This window comes from Planktothrix prolifica NIVA-CYA 540, assembly GCF_963864145.1.
GTDB classification, from domain to species: Bacteria; Cyanobacteriota; Cyanobacteriia; order Cyanobacteriales; family Microcoleaceae; genus Planktothrix; species Planktothrix agardhii.
The window spans coordinates 2,875,296-2,895,734 of the sequence record NZ_CAWLTW010000001.1; the positions used below are offsets into that span (position 1 = coordinate 2,875,296).

Here is a 20,439-nt window from a genome sequence, read left to right on the forward strand (position 1 = left end):
CAAATAATGTTATAATGGTAGGTAGGAATGAGGAATACAAAATGTGACCACTAATGGTAATTCTACATAACTTCTAAAAGTCTTTCTTTTTTGCTTCTATTTTTTTAAAAACTAATCTTCCATAAATCCTATGAGTGATCTGCTAAAACGTTTAGAAAATCTTTCTCCTGAAAAACGAGAATTAGTGCTACAAAAGCTGAAGCAGCAGCAATCAAAAACAAGTAATAATCAAAAGAAACAAAAATTATCATTGATTCCTGTACCAAGAGAAGGAGATATTCCTCTATCTTTTGCTCAAACGAGACTCTGGTTTTTAGCTCAATTTGATCAAGAAAATTCTCCTTATCATGTGCCTATTTTTTGGCAAATTAAGGGAAGTCTTAATTTAAACGCCCTAGAGCAAGCGATCGCAGAAATTATTGACCGTCATGAAGTATTACGGACGACTTTTTCTGTGGTTAATGAGTCTCCTGTACAGGTTATTAATCATCCTTATCAGTTAAGCATACCAGTAATTAATTTAGAGGGAGAGACAGAAAATATTAAATTAGAGAAGGCGCGACAATTAGCAACCGAAGAACTGCAAACCTCTTTTGACTTATCAATAAGTCCTTTATTACGGGTAAAATTACTCAAAATTAACCCTCAATTTCATATTTTATTGTTGGTTATTCATCACATTATTTTTGATGGTTGGTCGGTTGATCTATTCCGTCAAGAATTATCTAATCTTTATAGCTCTTTTTCCCTAAATAAACCTGCTTCTTTGCCAAAATTAGCTCTTCAATATGCTGATTTTGCCCATTGGCAGCGACAATGGTTACAGGGAGAAATACTAGAAACCCAACTTAATTATTGGCGGCAACAGTTAAAAAATGCTCCCCCTCTCTTAGAATTCCCCATTGATAAACCTCGTCCCTCTCTACAAACCTATGAGGGTTCTAGTCAATCTATACATCTCAATCTGACTTTAACGCAGCAATTGAAGGGATTAAGTCAAACATCAGGAACAACTCTGTTTATGACCCTTCTAACTGCCTTTACCGTGCTACTTTATCGCTATAGTGAACAGGAAGATATTGTCATTGGAACGGCGATCGCTAATCGAAATCGTCAAGAATTAGAGCCATTAATGGGCTTTTTTGTTAACACTTTAGCTTTACGAACTAATTTGCAAGGTCATCTTACTTTTTTAGAATTATTGCAACAAGTTAAGGATAGAACTCTGGAATCCTATGATCATCAAGACTTACCCTTTGAGAAATTAATTGATGAATTACACATTGAGCGATCGCTGAGTAATCATCCCTTATTTCAAGTATTTTTTACCCTACAGAATGAAGCTAAAGAGACCTTAGAATTGCCAGAATTAACTATCAGTAATTTTGATTGGGAAAACAAAATAACGTTATTTGATTTAGGATTAATTTGTCGAGAAACTCCCCAAGGGTTAATCGCAGAATTAGAATATCGGACAGATTTATTTGCAGCCAAAACTATTCAAGGAATAGTAGAACATTTAGAAATTTTATTACATGGAATTGTTGATAATCCTCAACAGTCAATTAATACTTTACCTTTACTGACGGAATCTAATCAAAAACAACTAGAAATTTGGAATCAAACGGATAGTAACTATTTTCAAGATAAAACTTTAATTGATTTATTTGAAGAACAAGTAAATAAAACCCCTGACAAGACAGCATTGGTCTTTGAACAGACAAGTTTAACTTATCAAGAACTAAATCAAAAAGCTAATCAGTTGGCTCATTATTTACGAGAAAACTATCAGATTGAACCAGATAGCTTAATTGGCATTTGTACCGAACGTTCATTAGAGATGGTTGTAGGTTTATTAGGTGTTTTAAAAGCGGGTGCTGCTTATGTTCCGATTGACTCCGATTATCCAGAAGATAGAATTAGATTTATTTTAGAAAATAGTAAAATTTCAGTCTTATTAACCCAGAGTTTTGTTCAAGATAAATTATCCCTATCTTACTTAAAATCTTTAAGTAAGTTTATTGATTTAGATCAGTTTGATTATGACTTATTTCCTAACTATAATTTAACAGTTCAAAGTAAACCTAATCACCTAGCTTATGTGATTTATACTTCTGGTTCAACAGGACAACCTAAAGGGGTAATGATTGAACACCAATCAATTGTTAATCTTTGCTTAAATTGGGGCAAACTATTTCACGTTAATCCGCAAAGTCGTTTACTTCAATTTGGGTCTTTTAGTTTTGATTTATCTATTGGAGAAATTGCCACTAATCTTAGTCATGGTGCTTGTTTATATTTAGCAGGAAAAGAAACATTACTACCCACTCAAACCTTAGTAAACTTTCTGGAAACGAACCAAATCACCCATAGCTTTTTATCTCCTTCAGCCCTATCTATTTTACCTCAAGCCAACTTATCCCATTTAGAAAATATAACGGTTGGAGGTGAAGCTTGTTCTTCTGAAGTCGTAGAAAAATGGGCAAATCAAAGACGTTTATTCAACTGCTATGGCCCTACAGAAACGACGGTAACAGCGACATTTTCTCCTTGTGAAGCAAATGGTCAAAAACCCAATATTGGTAAACCATTAGATAATATTCGCGCCTATATTTTAGATAGGAATCAGCAAATCTTACCACCAGGAATACCAGGAGAATTATGTATTGCAGGAGTCTGTTTAGCGAGGGGTTATTTGAATCGTCCAGACTTAACGGCTGAGAAATTTGTTGAAGTTAACCTATTAGGAAAAACTGAACGAATTTATAAAACAGGGGATTTAGCAAAATGTGGAGATGATGGAAATCTGGAATTTTTGGGACGTATTGACCAGCAAGTAAAACTGCGAGGATTTCGCATTGAATTAGGGGAAATTGAAGCAGTTTTGTTGGAGCATCCTGTTGTTAAAGAAGCTGTTGTTAACCTATATGAAACAGAAAATAATCAGCAATTAGTGGCTTATATTATCCCGCAAGAAAAACAGCGTGATGTTAGGGATGAACTGAAAAGCTTACTGAAAAGCCGTTTGCCAAATTACATGATTCCAAGTCAGATTATGATCTTGGAAACTCTTCCCCTAACCCCTAATGGAAAATTAGATAAAAAAGCCCTACCGATCCCTGATTTAAAAATATTTACCGATGGCGAAATGCCTGTTACTCCCACAGAAGAATTATTAGCCAGTCTATGGCAAGATCTCTTGCAAATCAAGTCTGTGGGTCGTCGGGATAACTTCTTTGAATTGGGAGGACATTCCCTATTAGCTACCCAATTAGTCACCCGTATTCGTAACAGTTTTGGGGTCGAATTAGCCGTTCGGAAAGTATTTGAACATCCCCAATTATCAGAATTAGCAACAGAAATTAGTCAAGTATCATCAGCAGTTAGTTTACCTCCCATTATTCCCCAAGCAAAAAACGCCCCAAAAACCCTCTCTTTTGCTCAATCAAGACTTTGGTTTTTAGCCCAACTTGAAGGGTTAGGAATATCGGCAATTTATAATATGCCTATGGCATTACAACTTCAAGGAAATCTCAATCTAGAAGCCTTGAAGTTAAGCTTTTTCTATTTAATTGAACGTCATTCAATTTTACGCACTTATTTTCCCTCCGTCGCTGGAAAACCTCAAGTTATCATTCAAAATTCTGAAGAAATAGAAGTTTTAGCTATTGAAAATTTACAAAATCTTGATTCTCAAACGCAAAAAGAAACCCTACAAGAATTGGTCAATAATCACGCACAAGAACCTTTTAACTTAAATACTGGCCCTCTGTTTAAAGCCAAATTATTACAATTAGGGGAAAGGGATTTTGTCCTCTTAATTAATATGCACCACATCATCAGTGATGGTTGGTCAATGGGAGTATTTAAGCGAGAATGGCAACAAGTTTATCGTGCCTTAGTTAAAGGTCAAACTCCTCAATGGGAACCTTTACCGATTGACTATACTGATTATGCAGCTTGGCAACAAAATTGGCTACAAGGAGATGTTTTAGAAACCCAATTAAACTATTGGAAAAATCAACTCAACCATGCACCCGCTTTATTAGAACTCCCCACAGACTATTCTCGTCCGCCACAGCAGAGTTATAAAGGGGTTCTCTATGAATGTGAGTTGACGGCAGAATTAACCCATAAACTTAAACATTTAAGCCAAAAACAGGGCGTTACCCTTTTTATGACTGCCTTAGCTGCTTTTAGTGTTTTACTGTCCCGATACAGTGGTCAAAGTGATTTGTGTATTGGTTCCCCTATTGCTAACCGCACCCATAGTCAAACTGAAGATTTGATGGGCTTTTTTGTCAATACTTTGGTATTAAGAAATAAGATTAATTTTGATAACAGTTTCATAGATTTATTGCAACAAACTCGACAAATTTGTTTAGATGCCTATGCTCATCAGGATATCCCATTTGAGTATTTAGTCGAACAATTACAACCAGAAAGAAGTCTCAGTTATAACCCCTTATTTCAAGTCATGTTAGTATTGCAAAATACCGCAGAAGTAGGTACTAAAATTAGTTTACCAGAACTTGAGATTAAATGGTTTGAACAGAATTATCCCTTTGCTAAGTTTGATTTGAAATTAGATTTATCAGAGTATGATAATAAGCTTCATTGTGTTTGGGAATATGCTACAGATTTATTTGCAGGGGAAACCATTCAAGGGATGGAACAACATTGGGAAATTTTGCTAGAAGCAATTGTTGATTCTCCTCAACAACCTATTTATGAATTACCGTTCATTACAACGACAGAAATCGAACAATTTAAAATTTGGAATCAAACCGATATTGATTATCCAAAAGATCAAACTTTAGTAACTTTGTTTGAATATCAAGCAACAAAAACCCCTGACAATATTGCAGTTGTCTTTAAAGAACAAAGCTTAAGTTATCAGCAACTCAACGAAAAAGCCAATCAACTAGCCAATTATTTATCAGATTTTAAAAAACAACATCAATTACCAAGTAATTCGTTAATAGGAATTTGTGTTGAGCGATCGCCTGACATGATCATCAGCTTATTAGCTATTCTGAAAACAGGTAGTGCCTACGTTCCCATTGATCCTAATTATCCCCGCGATCGCATTCAGTTTATACTTGAAGATAGTCAAGTCCCCCTATTAATAACAACTGATTTATTTCAAGAAAAGTTATCGCTTAAACAACAAAATAATTCTTGTGTTGTCATCTCATTAGATCAGAAAAAATGGCAAAATCAATTAATTAATAATCCTCCTCGTCAAAGTAATCCTCATGATTTAGCTTATATCATTTATACCTCTGGTTCTACAGGTAAACCCAAAGGGGTTGCTATTGCCCATTATAGTCCCGCCGTGCTGCTCAAATGGGCGCATTCCGTCTTCAGTGCAGAACAACTTTCAGGGGTCTTAGCATCAACCTCAATTTGTTTCGATCTTTCCATCTTTGAAATGTTTGTTCCCCTAACTCAAGGAGGTAGTATTATTATCGTTAAAAATGCCCTTGATACTGAACAAATTCGTAACAGCATTGTGCCTATTACCTTAATTAATACCGTACCAAGTGCTGCGGCTGAATTGCTTAATATGAATGCTATTCCAGCAACAGTTCAAGTGATAAATTTAGCAGGTGAACCATTAAAAAATAGCTTAGTACAAGCTTTATATAAACAGACATCTGCCAAATTGATTTATAATCTTTATGGCCCATCGGAAGACACGACTTATTCTACCTTTACAAAAGTGTTCAGAAATGCTGAACAAGAACCCACTATCGGTAAAGCGATCGCTAATACCCGCATCTATATTTTGGACAGTTATAATCAACCTGTTGCTCCTGGTATTCCTGGAGAACTTTGTATTGCAGGTTCAGGTTTAGCTCAAGGTTATTGGAATCATCCCGATCTTAGCGCGGAAAAATTCATTAATCTTAATCTATTTAATCAAACTGACCGAATTTATAAAACAGGTGATCTTGCTCGTTGGCTATTAGATGGTAATTTACAATACTTAGGTCGCATTGATCATCAAGTCAAAATTAGAGGTTTTCGCATTGAATTAGGAGAAATTGAAGCATCTTTAGTCAAACATCCCGACATCAAGGAAGCTGTTGTTATTGCACGAAAAAATACAGATTTTGATGCCAATTTAGTGGCTTATATTGTTCTCTCTAAAAAAGACTCAGAAACTGAATATTTACAAGGAGAACAGGTGGAAATGTGGCAGGAAGTTTTCAATAAAGCTTACTTTCAACCCCAGACTCCTGAAAATGATTTTACCCTTAATTTAGCAGGGTGGAATGATAGCTATACAGGAGAACCTATTCCTCAAAATTTGATGGAAGAATGGCGAGACAAAACTGTTGAACAAATTCTAGAATTAGCACCTAAACGAGTTTGGGAAATTGGCTGTGGAACAGGGATGTTATTATTTAAAATTGCGCCCCATTGTCAAACCTTTATCGGGACGGATTTTTCAACCAAAGCTTTACAGTATGTTCAGGAAAATTTAACATCACAAAATCTTGAGAAAAAGGTTACATTAAAACAGAGTCCAGCAAACCAATTTGAGGGAATTGTCCCCCAAAGTTATGACTTAGTTATTCTCAATTCTGTGATTCAATATTTCCCCTCAGTTGATTACTTATTGGCTGTTTTAGATGGGGTAATCAACTCTATAGAGACAGGGGGTAAAATCTTAATTGGGGATGTGAGAAACTTTAAACTTCTAGAGGCTTTCCATACAGCCGTTGAATTCTATCGTGCGGATGATGACCTATCCATTAAAGAATTACGTCAACGAATTAGAAACAGTCTGAGAACAGAAGAAGAATTACTGATTGATCCAAATCTCTTTATTTACTTAAAACAAAAATATCCTCGTATTAGTCAAGTCCAAATTGAATTAAAACGGGGTTATAATCAGACAGAAATGAATCGTTTTCGTTACGATGTTGTTCTATATTTAGATCAACCTCAAACATTAGTTACACAATGGCAATGGTTAGACTGGCAAGTTGAAAAACTCAATCTAAAAACGATCCAAAATATTTTAAACACTCAAGAGCCTGATTTGTTAGGGATTGAAAATATTCCCAATATTCGTCTGATTTCAGAAATGGTATTATTGGAAAAAATTCCTGAGTTTGAGGGAACTATTAAACAATTAAAAGCTATTTTAAGCCAGATGGAAATTGGTATCAACCCTGAAGCATTACGAACCTTAACGGAGGACTTACCCTATACTCCATTTGTTCAATATAGCGATCGCGAATTTTCCACTTATCAAGTTATTTTTCAACGCAATACAACCTATCCTTTTAGTCAGCCTCGTTTTGCTTCTAAAAATAGCTTAGATCCCCTAAACTGGAAAAATTATGCTAACCAACCTTTAACCCTAGACACTAATCATGTTGATCCCGCTTTGATTGCCCAGTTCCGAGAGTTTTTAGGGCAAACCCTCCCTGATTATATGATTCCCAGTCATTTTGTTCAACTGGAGAAATTACCCTTAACGCCCAATGGAAAAATAGATCGTAAAGTCCTTCCTGATCCGAATACACCTATCTTATTAACTGACATTGAATTACCTGAAAACCCTACAGAAGAATTACTGGCGGGTTTATGGGCTAAACTACTTAAATATGAGGTAATTTCTCGACAAGATAATTTCTTTAATTTGGGAGGGCATTCACTTTTAGCTACCCAATTAATTGCCCGTATTCGTGATCAATTAAAAGTAGAATTACCTCTAAGTAAAGTATTTGAATATCCCATTCTTAAGGAATTAGCGAACTATCTTGATACCTGTTTATGGGTTAATGCTTCAGAAGATTCTCAACCTTTAGATTTAAATGAAGAGGAAATTGAATTATGAGTAATGATCAACAAATTATCGCATTAATGAGTCAGTTGCGGGATCTGGGATGTCGCATCTCTGCTGATGGAGACAAGTTACGTCTTCGGAAAACAAAAAATGATATTCCTGCTGAATTAATCCAACAAATAAAAATTAATAAAACAGAAATTTTAGCTTTTTTAAATACAGCTAAAGACCAAGCTGTTACATCTCAAAAAGATATTCCTAAATTACCTACAAATGCCTTAAAACAGCTTTCGTTCGCTCAACAAAGGCTTTGGTTTTTAGGGAAAATGGAACCCTCTAATGCCTCATATAATATGTCCATGGGTTTACAATTAGAGGGAAAGCTTGATGTTAATGCTCTTTCTGAGAGTTTAGCCTATGTCATCAATCGCCATGAAAGTTTGCGGATGTATTTTCCGACTATGGAAGGACAGCCCCAAATTCGGATTAAAAAGATAGAAAATTTCAATGTTTTGAGCATACAAGATTTAAGCAATCTTGATCAACTCACTCAGTCTGTAACGGTTGAAACATTAATTAATAATAATGTTCAAGAACCGTTTAATCTCAACACTGGCCCTTTATTTAAAGCTAAATTACTACAATTAAAAGACAACCAATTTATTTTGCTGCTAAATATGCACCATATCAGCAGTGATGGCTGGTCAATGGGTATCTTTATTCGTGAATTACGCCATGCTTATCTTGCCTTTTCCCAAGGACAAAAACCAAGCCTTGAACCTTTACCCATTCAATATAGTGACTTTGCCACTTGGCAGCGAAATTGGTTACAGGGAGAGGTATTAGAAACTCAGATTAACTATTGGAAAAAACAACTAAAAGACGCACCACAACGATTAGAATTACCCGCAGATCATCCTCGTCCCCCAATACAAAGTTATAGAGGTTCTCATTATAGCCAGACCTTAACCCCTGAATTAACTCAGCAATTAAACAGCCTCAGTCAACAACAAGGGGTAAGTCTATATATGCTTTTATTGGCGGTTTTTAACCTTTTACTCTCTCGTTATAGCCGCCAAAATGACATCTGTATTGGTTCACCCATTGCCAATCGTCCCCATCGTCAAACCGAAGGATTAATCGGCTTTTTTGCCAATACTTTAGTGCTGCGAAATCAAATTAAATCGGAACAAAGTTTTCAAGAATTTTTACAGCAAACTCGTCAAACTTGTTTAGAAGCTTATCATTATCAGGATATTCCTTTTGAGTTTCTTGTCGAACAATTAAAGCCTGTTCGTAGTCTGAGCTATAATCCTATTTTTCAAGTAATGTTTACTGTAGAAAATAATGACAGTGAAGCTCTCAATTTGCCAGGATTAAAGATTGAATGGCTAGACTCAAGTTATCCCTTTGCTAAGTTTGATTTATCCCTTTTAGCTTTAGAATCTGATGGTCAATTAAATTGTACCTGGGAATATGCAACCGATCTATTTGAAACAATAACCATTCAAAGAATGGCAGAACATTGGGAAGTTTTGTTACAACAAATTGTTACTAACCCACAGCAAAAAATTTCTAACCTATCTTGGCTAACAAAAGCTGACCAAAAACAATTAGAACTTTGGAATCAAACGAATACAAATTATTCTCAAGATAAAACCTTAGTGGATTTATTTGAAGAACAAGTCAAAAGCTATCCTAATAATATAGCCCTAGTCTTTGAAGAACAAAGTTTAACTTATCAAGAACTCAATCAAAAAGCTAACCAATTAGCTCATTTCTTGCATCAAAATTATCAAATTAAACCTGATACCTTAATTGGAATTTGTGTTGAACGTTCTTTAGACATGGCGATCGCATTATTGGGAGTTCTTAAAGCAGGTGCTGCTTATGTTCCAGTTGATCCGAGTTATCCAGAAGAGCGAATTAAATATATATTAGAAAATAGTAAAATTTCGTTATTATTAACCCAAAGTTTTATCAATGATAAATTATCTGGGTTTTTCTCGGAGCTTTCTGCTCAGTTGATTAATTTAGATCGGCTTAATTTTGAGTCATTTCCCTGCCATAATTTAGCACTTCAAACTAAGCCTAATGACCTGGTTTATGTGATTTATACTTCTGGTTCTACAGGTAAACCCAAAGGGGTGATGGTTGAACATAAAGGGTTGTATAACTTAGCTCTGACTGAAATTGAAACTTTTGGTGTGCATCCCTCAAGTCGAGTGCTTCAGTTTGCTTCCTTTAGTTTTGATGCTTTTATCTGGGAAGTTTTTATGGCTTGGGGAGGGGGAGCAACGCTTTATTTGGGAAATAAAGACAATTTAATGCCTGGTTTACCCTTAGTTGAGCGATTACGGGATGATGCTATTACCCATATTACTTTACCGCCATCAGCCTTAGCAGTGCTACCCTGGGAAAATCTACCCTCTTTGCAAACTATTATTGTTGCGGGGGAAGCCTGTTCCCCTGAGTTGGTGAAAAAATGGTCACAAGGACGAAATTTCTTTAATGGTTATGGCCCAACGGAGGGAAGTGTTTGTGCAACGATCGCCAAATATACATCTTTTGATGAGAAAATAACCATTGGTCGTCCGATTCCCAATGTGCAGGTTTATATTTTAGACCCTCACTTACAACCAGTTCCTATCGGAGTACCAGGGGAATTACATATCGGAGGAGCAGGATTAGCCAGGGGTTATCTGGATCGTCCAGACTTAACGGCTGAGAAATTTATTGAAGTTAACCTATTAGGAAAAATCGAACGAATTTACAAAACGGGAGACTTAGCTAAATGGCAAAATGATGGCAATATTGAATTTTTAGGACGCATTGATCATCAAATCAAATTGCGGGGATTTCGTATTGAATTAGGGGAAATTGAAGCAGTATTGTTAAAGCATCCTGTTGTTAAAGAAGTTATTGTCAATTTACATAAAACTGAAAATAATCAGCAATTAGTGGCCTATGTCACAGGAGAACCAATTGATGATCTTTCTCAAAAATTAAAACAACACATCAAAACTCATTTACCTGATTATATGATTCCTAGCCAAATTATCAGGTTAGATGAATTTCCCTTAACCCCCAATGGCAAAATTGATCGTCAAGCTTTACCCCATCCTAATCATGAATCCCAAAGTCTATATGAAGCTCCTCGTAACAACATTGAACAACAATTAATCGAAATTTGGTCTTTAATAGTTGAATGTGAAAAAATCAGCATTCATGATAACTTTTTTGATTTAGGCGGCCATTCAATACTAGCGATTAAGCTCCTAAATGAGATTCAAAAAAACTTTAACCAGGAACTGTCTTTAACCAGTTTGTTTCAGAATCCCACCATTGCTCAATTGGCACAACAACTGTCTCAATTTGAGGTACAACCGTCCATTTCTGACTTATTAGTATTGCAAGCTTCGGGACAAAAAACACCAATATTTTGTGTCGCTGGTGCTAATGGACACGCCTTCTATTTTCGAGATTTTGCCATGAATTTTGCCGATGAACATCCTGTTTATGGACTAGAAACACCAGGCAGGGACGGTTCTCATCCTCTCCCTATTTCGGTAGAAGATCATGCCAGTTCCCTGATTGAAACCTTGCAACAAAAACAACCGAAAGGGCCTTATATCTTAACAGGATATTCATCAGGTTGTTCTGTTACTTTAGAAATGGCTTTCCAACTAGAACAACAAGGAGAAACAATCAGTTTATTGGGAATATTTGATGCGGGACTGGTGGCTAATCCTGATTATATTACCCAAAGAAGCGACCTAGATTGGATCTGGAATATGATTGAACGGATTGAAGCTGTTAAAGAGATTTCTTTGGGTCTTAACTATGAGCAATTAGCAGCCCAATCTGATGATCAAAAACGTTGGGAGCTTGCGGCGGAGGCTTTATATTATCACAATGTTTTACCAGAACATTCTACCCTATCTTTGCTCAAAACCAATCTTGAGGTGATGAAACGAGTTACTCTTAATTATGCGGATTACCAACCCAATTTTGTGATTTCTGCCCCTATTGTTTTATTTCGCGCCCAAGATGTCAAAGAAATTGTGGTGCAAGAACATCAAGCCATGTCCCATTATGAGCAATCCGATTGGGGATGGCAACCTTATAGTAACAAACCTGTGCAAGTGGTTTCCGTACAAGGAAATCATGGACAAATGCTCTATGAACCCAATGTCAAAATTCTGGCTGATCAACTTAAAAAATCCATACAAGAATATTTTAATCAACCTGAAACCTAAAGCAAAGTTTTGCTTACTGATCTGTAATTTAATCAACTAACCTATTGGAAAAATTTATTTACTTAATTTATAACTATGCAATCACAACATACTCCTAAAGAATCGCAAAAAAACTCTGATTCAAATCTTAATTTTCTGGAATTTTGGAATAAGCTGAAGTTAGTTCTTGGAGCCTATTGGTATCCAATGGAAGCAGATGGTAGAGTTTTTTCTGAGGTTATTAAATCCTGGGGAATGTTAATACTTTTACTATCATTAATCATCGGTTTAGTGGCTGTTAGTGCCTTCAATAGTTTTGTTTTGCGTCAATTGGTTAATGTAATTGATGAGAAAAATTTATCTGGGTTTACGAACAATCTTTCTATTTTGATTGTTAGCTTTGTGTTGATCACTCTCTTGACGGGACTTTCTAAGTTTGTGAGAGAGAAAATGGCCATTGACTGGTATGAATGGCTGAATAATTATATGTTGCAGAAATATTTTAGCAATCGTGCCTATTATAAGATTAACTTTGACTCAAATATTGATAATCCTGATCAACGTCTAACCCAAGAAATTAAACCCATCGCCAAAACAACCCTCAGTTTTTTTGCAACTTGTGTCGAGAAAATCTTGGAAATGATAGTTTTTTTCGTGATTCTCTGGCAGATTTCTAAAACCATTGGAGTGGTTTTGATTATTTATACCACTATCGGTAATTTGATTGCCTTTTATTTAAGCCAAGAATTTAATAAGATTAATCAAGAAGAACTCGAAGTTGAAGCCAATTATAATTATGCTGTTACCCATGTTCGTAATCATGCTGAATCCATCGCTTTTTTTCAGGGAGAAGATCAAGAATTTAATATTCTTAAAAAACGATTTAGCTCTTTGATTCAAACTGCTTTGCAAAAGATTAATTGGGAAAGAAGTAAGAATTTTTTTGACCGAGGCTATCAGTCAATTATTAACGTTTTTCCCTTTTTACTCGTCGCCCCTTTATATATTAGAGATGAAATTGATTTTGGACAGGTAAATCAGGCTAGTTTAGCCGCCAATCTTTTTGCCACAGCTTTGGGTACATTGATCACTGAATTTGCAACTTCAGGAAGACTTTCTAGTTATATTGAGCGTTTGGTGAATTTTTCAGAAACCTTAGAAACAATTACCCAACAAGCTGAGGGTGTAAGTACCATTAAAAGTATTGAAGAAAACCGTCTCGCTTTTGAGGATGTTACCTTACAAACTCCTAATTATGAAAAAGTAATCGTTGAAAATTTAACAATTGAGTTAGCACCAGAACAGGGTTTATTAATTGTTGGACCGAGTGGACGGGGCAAAAGTTCTCTTTTAAGAGCGATCGCTAGTTTATGGAATTCAGGCACTGGACGTTTAATACGACCACCAGGAAAAGAAATCCTATTTCTACCCCAGCGTCCATATATCATTCTCGGAACATTACGCGAACAATTACTTTATCCGAATGTGGATCGTCAAGTGAGCGATCAAGAACTCAGTGAAGTTCTACAACAAGTGAATCTTCAAGATGTGCTTACCAGGGTCGGAGGCTTTGATCAAGAAGTCCCTTGGGAAAATATATTATCACTAGGGGAACAACAACGTTTGGCTTTTGCCCGAATATTAGTGACCCGTCCTCATTTTGTTATCTTAGATGAATCAACTAGTGCTTTGGATTTGATCAATGAAAAGAATTTATATCAACAGTTAAAAGAAACAAAAACAACCTTTATTAGTGTGGGACATCGGGAAAGTCTTTTTGATTACCACCAATGGGTTTTGGAACTCTCACCCGATTCTGGTTGGCAACTGTTAACCGTACAGGATTATCAGCGGCAAAAAGCTAAAGAAATTATCAATATTCCCCTTGACAATGCTCAAATCACCATAGACAATCTTTCTAGTAATGAATCCCCGACTCAGCCCATACCTGAAATAGCGGTATTAACTGACAAATTTGAGGGATTTTCCCATAAAGAAATGGAGGTTTTGACCAACTACTCAATAGGCACTATCAGAAGTAAAGCCAGCCTTGGTAAGTCTATTACTGGCAATGACGGCTTTACCTATCGCTATAACAAAGATTACAGGGTCTCTAAGTGGCTAAGGGTTTAGCGGTTAATCAAAATATAATTTGCATCAAAATTCAGGACAGATAAAAAATGACAATAGCCCTCGTAGATGAACAAAATTTAGTCAAACAAGTAGTTCAAGATATTCAGCAAAATGAAATTACTATTGCTGCCAAAAAATTGCGTCAACAGGCTGAAAATTCTTGTGAACTTCCCCCCAAATGGCTGCTAAAAACAGCAGAGGCTTTAGAAAATAACAACTGGAGTATTTTGGCGGAAGATTTTATCAATATGGATTTTATTGGTAAAAATGGTTATTTCTTAATTATTGCCCCTTATAAAATTAATCGACAATGCCAAGGTCAGGTAACTTTAAGTGCGATTTCTGGAAAAATACACGATAATTCTCAACCCTCTATTGAACAATTAGAAAATCTCAGTCGGGAAAAATTTGGCACTTTAGGTCAACCTGTTCCTAGAAACCTTTCCTTTACCGAAATTGCCAGTTGCGGTCATCTTAGTGGGGAAAAAGGTGAAGCCTTCATTGTTCCCAATGGCTGGCCTTTTCCTAATAGTATTGAGGGCCCAGCATTAAACAATTCCAGTGAACAGCGACGACGTTTTTTAGGTTTCAGCCACCAATGTATCCAAACAATTTTTGAACCGGAAACTGCTAATTTATTATTAGCCCCCTTAGAAGATGAAATCAATAGTGAACGCTATCGCCACGTTGACACTCAAGTACATGAAGCCGGCCATGCAAGCGGTTTAGGATTTGATTTCAAGGCAAACCAGAACCTTTTTCAAAATTATACCTATGCGGGTGTAGAAGAATGGCGATCGGATAGTCTCGGATTTGAGTTTGCTGCTTGCACTTTACCTGCTGAAGAAGCTGGGAAATTGGTAGCAGTTAATTTCTGCATTCGCTTTGGTTTAGATGCTCACCGTTTAGGCGGCTTAGAAAAAGATACGGATGTTCATGCTAGTTTGATTAGCTTAGAATATCTTTTTCAAAATGATGCCATTTATATTACTAAAAATGGTCAATTAGCTTTGCGTAATTTGAGTTATCCCGGTTTACTACAAGCGGTGGAACTTCATCGAGCGCAAGCATTATCTATTACCCGCAGGGAGTTAAATCTGAAAAGTCCTACAGGTATTTTCTCGCTGTACAAAATAGACATTCACCCATCAACTTTGTCAGTTTTTCAAGGACTAATTATAGAACGTTGTCAAGGAATATGGAGACATTTGCAGTAGCATACTGATCATATAATTGTGGAGTGGCAAAAAGCCTTACAGATAAATCAATCAAAGATCAAAACTGGAGATTAAAAATGGATAGAAACGAATGGATTAGTAAATTTGATGGTTTAATTCTCAATCCTTCGATTCGGGAATTCTACGGTCAAAAAGAGTTTTTTAATGTGGGTTATTGGCGCTCAGATACCCAAAATCAACAGGAATCTTGTTTTAATTTAATGGAAAAACTTTTAGAATTTATTCCCGAAAAGCAGGGAAATATTCTCGATGTTGGCTCCGGTTTGGGCGCAACAACCAGTTACCTCCTCAATTATTATTCCTCGGCAGCAATTGTGGGAATTAATATTTCCCCTACACAAATTGAAAGAAGTATTTTGAACGCTCCTGACTGCAAATTCCTGTTAATGGATGCGGTTAATATGGAATTTGAGGATAATTTTTTTGATAATATTATTTGTGTAGAATCAGCTTTCTATTTTGATACCAGAGAAAAGTTTCTAAAAGAGGCTTGGCGGGTGTTGAAACCGGGGGGAAATTTAGTTCTCTCGGATATGAGTTTTGCCACGACAGAATATTTAGGTGATTGGACTGTTCCCCAAGCTAATACGGTTAAAGATATTGCCGAATATCAAAATATTTACCAACAGTTGGGATTTCAACAGTTACAATTCGTGGAGGCGACGGAGGAATGTTGGTTCCGACATTTTCGACATCTAAAATCTTGGCTGGGAGAAGAATTTCAATCAGAAAAGATGGACGAAGAAACCTATAATGCTAATGTTAATGCTATAGATAATTTATTAAGTTCTTCAGCAATAACTTATTTATTGGTAGCAGCAAAGAAACCATTTGGAGTTAGTCAAGTTAAATAATTTATAACTTATCCGGTGTCAATAATTACCAGTTTTTTAGGATATGCAAACTCAAGTTCCCCCTGACAAAACCATCACTAATCCCCTTTCATCTTTGACTCGATTTTTGCAAGATGTTAAAATTATTGCTCAACCTTACTGGTATCCCACAGAGTTAAATGGAAGGGTATTTTCCGATGTGATTTGTTCCTGGGGAATGCTGTTTCTAATGGTTTTAAGCATAATTTTGCTAGTGAGTGTTGATGCTTTTGCCAGCTTCTGGAATCGCCATGTCCTAGATATTGTTATTGAACAAAGAGACCTTTCTAAGTATCTTGAGACTCTTTGGCTATCTAGCTTTTTGATTGTGCTGATCACCTGTTTAGTCGCCCTGGCTCAATTTGTTAGGAAAAAAGTTGCTCTTGATTGGTATAAGTGGCTAAGTAATAACACCTTAAAACAATATTTGAGCGATCGCGCCTATTATAAAATTGGTTTTACATCGGGTTTAGAAAATCCTGACCAACGTTTATCCCAAGAAATTGAACCGATTACCACCATAACCTTGAGGTTTTTAACAACCTTATTAGAAAAGAGTCTGCAAATGATCACTTTTCTGGTTATTCTTTGGACAATTTCCCAACAAATTACCATTTATCTAGTTATCTATACCATTTCTGGTAACTTTATTGCGGTGTATTTAACCCAAGAGTTAAATAAGATTAATCGGGCGGAACTTAACTCTAAAGCTGAATATAATTATGCCCTAACTCATGTCCGAGATCATGCGGAATCCATTGCTTTTTTTCGAGGGGAGGAACAGGAAGAAAAAATCATCGAACGCAGATTTAATAATATTATCAAAAATGCGGAAGAAAGAATTAATTGGGAGAGATTTCAGGATCTTTTTAATCGTGGTTATCAGTCTGCGATTAGTGTTTTTTCGATGTTTATTCTGACACCAATGTTCATTCAAGATAAAATTGATTTTGGAGAAATTAGTCAAGCCAGTTTATGCTGTTTTCTATTTTCTAATGCCTTGGGACAATTGGTAAGTGAGTGGGGAACTTCAGCAAAATTATCTAATTATATTGAGCGTTTAGCCTCCTTTTCTGATGGCTTAAAAACAGTGAGCCTAGAACCAAAAAACCTCGGTAGGATTACAACAGTAGAAGACAACCGTTTAGCTTTTGAGAATTTTACTCTACAAACCCCAGATTATGAGAAAGTAATTGTTGAAAATTTATCCCTATCAGTTCCATCGGGAAAAGGTTTATTAATTGTTGGCCCTAGTGGTCGCGGTAAAAGTTCTTTGCTAAGAGCGATCGCAGGTTTATGGAATGCAGGAACCGGGCGTTTAGTGCGTCCTGCCCTCGAAGAAATGTTATTTTTACCCCAACGTCCTTATATTATTTTGGGCACTCTGCGTGACCAACTCCTTTATCCCCATACCACTGATCAAATTACTGATCAAGAACTTGAAAAAATCCTAGAAAAAGTTAACCTTCAACATTTATTAACTCAAACTAATGTTTTTGATAAACAAGTAAATTGGGAAAATATTTTATCATTAGGAGAACAACAGCGACTAGCCTTTGCCCGGATGTTAGTTACCCGTCCCAGTTTCGCTATATTAGATGAAGCCACCAGTGCTTTAGATTTAATTAATGAAGAAAGTTTGTATCAACAATTGCAGCAAACCCAGACAACTTTTATTAGTGTAGGACATCGGGAAAGTCTATTTAATTATCATCAATGGGTACTAGAACTTGCAGAAAATTCTCGTTGGCAATTTTTGAGCGTTGAAGACTACCAACAGCAAAAATTCGCGGCGATCAATTTTCTTAAAAAATATTAAATTTCCAGATAATAAGTCTCTGTATGTTGTAATATTTTATCCTAGAAGTTTGGTTGATAAATCTCGCCATTTTTTTTAACAACTTAGTTTCAAAATTCCCCTTTTAAAGCTATGCTTAAAGCAAAATTAAAAATCGAAATTACGGAGAAAATAGTTGTATGTCTTTGTCTCGTGATGTTGTTTTATTAATTACTCATAGTGGGGATTTTTTCACCATTGATCGAGTCATAGAAGCCCTATTAAAAAAAGGCGTGCAACCCTTTCGTTTTGATACGGATCAATTTCCTCTCAATGTCCAATTAACTGCCAATTTTGGCAAATCAAAAATCGATCATCAACTGGAATATAATGGTCATTCTATTAGCACAAAACAGGTGCAAGCGGTTTGGCTGCGACGGATCTGGGAGCCTGATTTTAAGGAATTAGACCCCCAATATCAACAGGCTTGTGCCAAGGAATCAAAGGCAACTTTAAACGGCTTTTGGGACAGTCTGAGAGAAGCTAATTGGGTTGATCATTTAGTACGAATTGAGGCGGCGAGTAATAAACTACTGCAATTAAGATTAGCCTCAGAATTGGGATTTACTATTCCGCAAACATTGATCACAAATAAAGCCGAAGCCGCACGGGAATTTTTTCAACAAGTTAACGGCAAAATGGTGAGTAAGCTATTGACGGCTCTTTCTCGTAGTATGGAAAGCACTTCTTTTTTTCTTTATACTAGCTTAGTTAAAGAGGAAGATTTACAAGATGCGGAGTCATTACGTTATTGTCCAATGGTTTTCCAAGAACAAATTTCTAAGCAACAGGAATTGCGAGTAATTTATGTGAATGGTAAGGTATTTGTGGGCGCGTTAAATGCTTCTGTTTATGAAGATTCTACAGTGGATTGGCGATCTCCTGGTATGGAGGTGGGTGCTTGGCAAAATCATCAACTTCCCGAAGAATTGATCCGTCGTCTTCAAACTTTTATGGGTGAATTGGGACTGTTATTTGGAGCTTTTGATTTTATCCTCACGCCGTCGGGAGATTATGTCTTTTTAGAAGTTAATCCTGGTGGCGAATGGGGAATGTTGGAAAGGGATTTGGATTTGCCGATTTCTCAAGCGATCGCCGATACCCTGATTCCCTAAAATTTACTATTTAACCATTATTATTCAGGAGATTTATGACGGTTTTAATTTTCACTTTCAGCAACGATAATGAAAGTATTCCCCTGGTTATTAAAGCTATTGAAGCCAAGGGTAAAAAAGCCTTTCGTTTTGATACCGATCGCTTTCCTATGGAAGTAAAACTCGATATTTATTCGGGTAATTTTGAGGGGGGAATAGTTACCGATGGAGAACAGAAATTAGACCTAAGTGAAGTCTCCTCGGTTTGGTATCGGCGCATGAGATATGGCGCTAAACTTCCTGATAGTATGGATCGGCAATTTCGGGAAGCGTCTCTAAAAGAATGTCGCCTTACCGTCCGAGGATTAATTGCTAGTCTACCAGGTTTCCATTTTGATCCGATGATTAACGTTGATCGGGCTAATAATAAGCAACTGCAATTACAAATTGCCCGACAATTAGGTTTATTAACTCCCCGGACTTTGACCTCAAATAATCCCGAAGCTGTCAAACAATTTGCCCAGGAATGTAAAGAGCAAGGAATTGTTACTAAAATGCTCTCTCAATTTGCAATTTATGGTGAAAACAAAGAAGAAAATGTCGTGTTTACCAGTCCCGTAACTGATGATGATTTAGATAATTTGGAAGGGCTAAGTTTTTGTCCGATGACTTTTCAAGAAAATGTCCCTAAAGCCCTAGAATTAAGGACAATTATTGTCGGAAAACAGGTATTTACTGCCGCCATTAACTCTCAACAATTAGACGGAGCTACCTATGATTGGCGGAAAGAAGGAAGGGCTTTAACTGAAAAATGGCAAGCCTATAATTTACCCGAAGATATTGAGAAAAAACTACTGCAACTGACGGCTTATTTCGGCTTAAACTATGGAGCTATTGATATTATTGTCACCCCCGATGGTCGGCACGTTTTCCTAGAAATCAATCCCGTTGGCGAGTTTTTCTGGTTGGAATTATTTGCTCCCTATTTCCCTATTTCCCAGGCGATCGCTGAAATTCTGCTCACTCCTACAAACCAGAAACCATCTTAGTAATTAAGGATACTTTCTTAATAAAAGTTAATCATTTGTTCTGGATTTCCCTTGACTTATCCTGTTCGTCCGTAGTATCTCGATCACAGGTCAATATTACAAAAGTAACTTAACTTTAGACTTGCTATATCGGGTTGATTCGTGATACAATCCCAGCAATTAGCTTTCTGA

Annotated in this window: 8 protein-coding genes; all 8 read left to right on the forward strand. The window is 36.3% G+C overall.

What is annotated here, in order from left to right; genetic code table 11:
* Positions 1 to 130 precede the first annotated feature (130 nt).
* The gene (locus tag AC559H_RS12915) at positions 131 to 7,858 is read left to right on the forward strand and encodes a non-ribosomal peptide synthetase (protein WP_026795612.1); all 7,728 of its coding nucleotides are present in this window, start codon (positions 131 to 133) and stop codon (positions 7,856 to 7,858) included.
* Entirely contained in the window at positions 7,855 to 12,066 is a 4,212-nt protein-coding gene (locus AC559H_RS12920) for a non-ribosomal peptide synthetase (protein WP_026795611.1), read from the forward strand. Before AC559H_RS12915 ends, AC559H_RS12920 begins: the two co-directional genes overlap by 4 nt.
* Positions 12,067 to 12,141: 75 nt before the next feature.
* Complete coding sequence (locus tag AC559H_RS12925; RefSeq protein WP_026795610.1) at positions 12,142 to 14,178, forward strand: ABC transporter ATP-binding protein/permease; 2,037 nt, start codon at positions 12,142 to 12,144, stop codon at positions 14,176 to 14,178.
* Between the two features lie 47 nt (positions 14,179 to 14,225).
* Positions 14,226 to 15,395 carry a DUF6014 family protein gene (locus AC559H_RS12930; protein ID WP_026795609.1) on the forward strand — a complete coding sequence of 390 codons (1,170 nt, stop codon included), beginning with the start codon at positions 14,226 to 14,228 and terminating at the stop codon, positions 15,393 to 15,395.
* A 77-nt stretch (positions 15,396 to 15,472) separates the two neighbouring features.
* Entirely contained in the window at positions 15,473 to 16,270 is a 798-nt protein-coding gene (locus AC559H_RS12935; RefSeq protein WP_026795608.1) for a class I SAM-dependent methyltransferase, read from the forward strand.
* Positions 16,271 to 16,313: 43 nt separating this feature from the next.
* Positions 16,314 to 18,107 (forward strand): ABC transporter ATP-binding protein/permease, encoded by a 1,794-nt coding sequence (locus AC559H_RS12940; RefSeq protein WP_026795607.1) that lies wholly within the window; start codon positions 16,314 to 16,316, stop codon positions 18,105 to 18,107.
* A gap of 158 nt (positions 18,108 to 18,265) precedes the next feature.
* A complete protein-coding gene (locus tag AC559H_RS12945; protein ID WP_026795606.1) occupies positions 18,266 to 19,240 on the forward strand; it encodes an MvdC family ATP-grasp ribosomal peptide maturase in 975 nt (324 codons plus the stop codon).
* A gap of 35 nt (positions 19,241 to 19,275) precedes the next feature.
* Positions 19,276 to 20,268: an MvdD family ATP-grasp ribosomal peptide maturase gene (locus tag AC559H_RS12950; protein ID WP_026795605.1), complete on the forward strand. Its 993-nt coding sequence runs from the start codon at positions 19,276 to 19,278 to the stop codon at positions 20,266 to 20,268.
* The last annotated feature ends 171 nt before the right edge of the window (positions 20,269 to 20,439 follow it).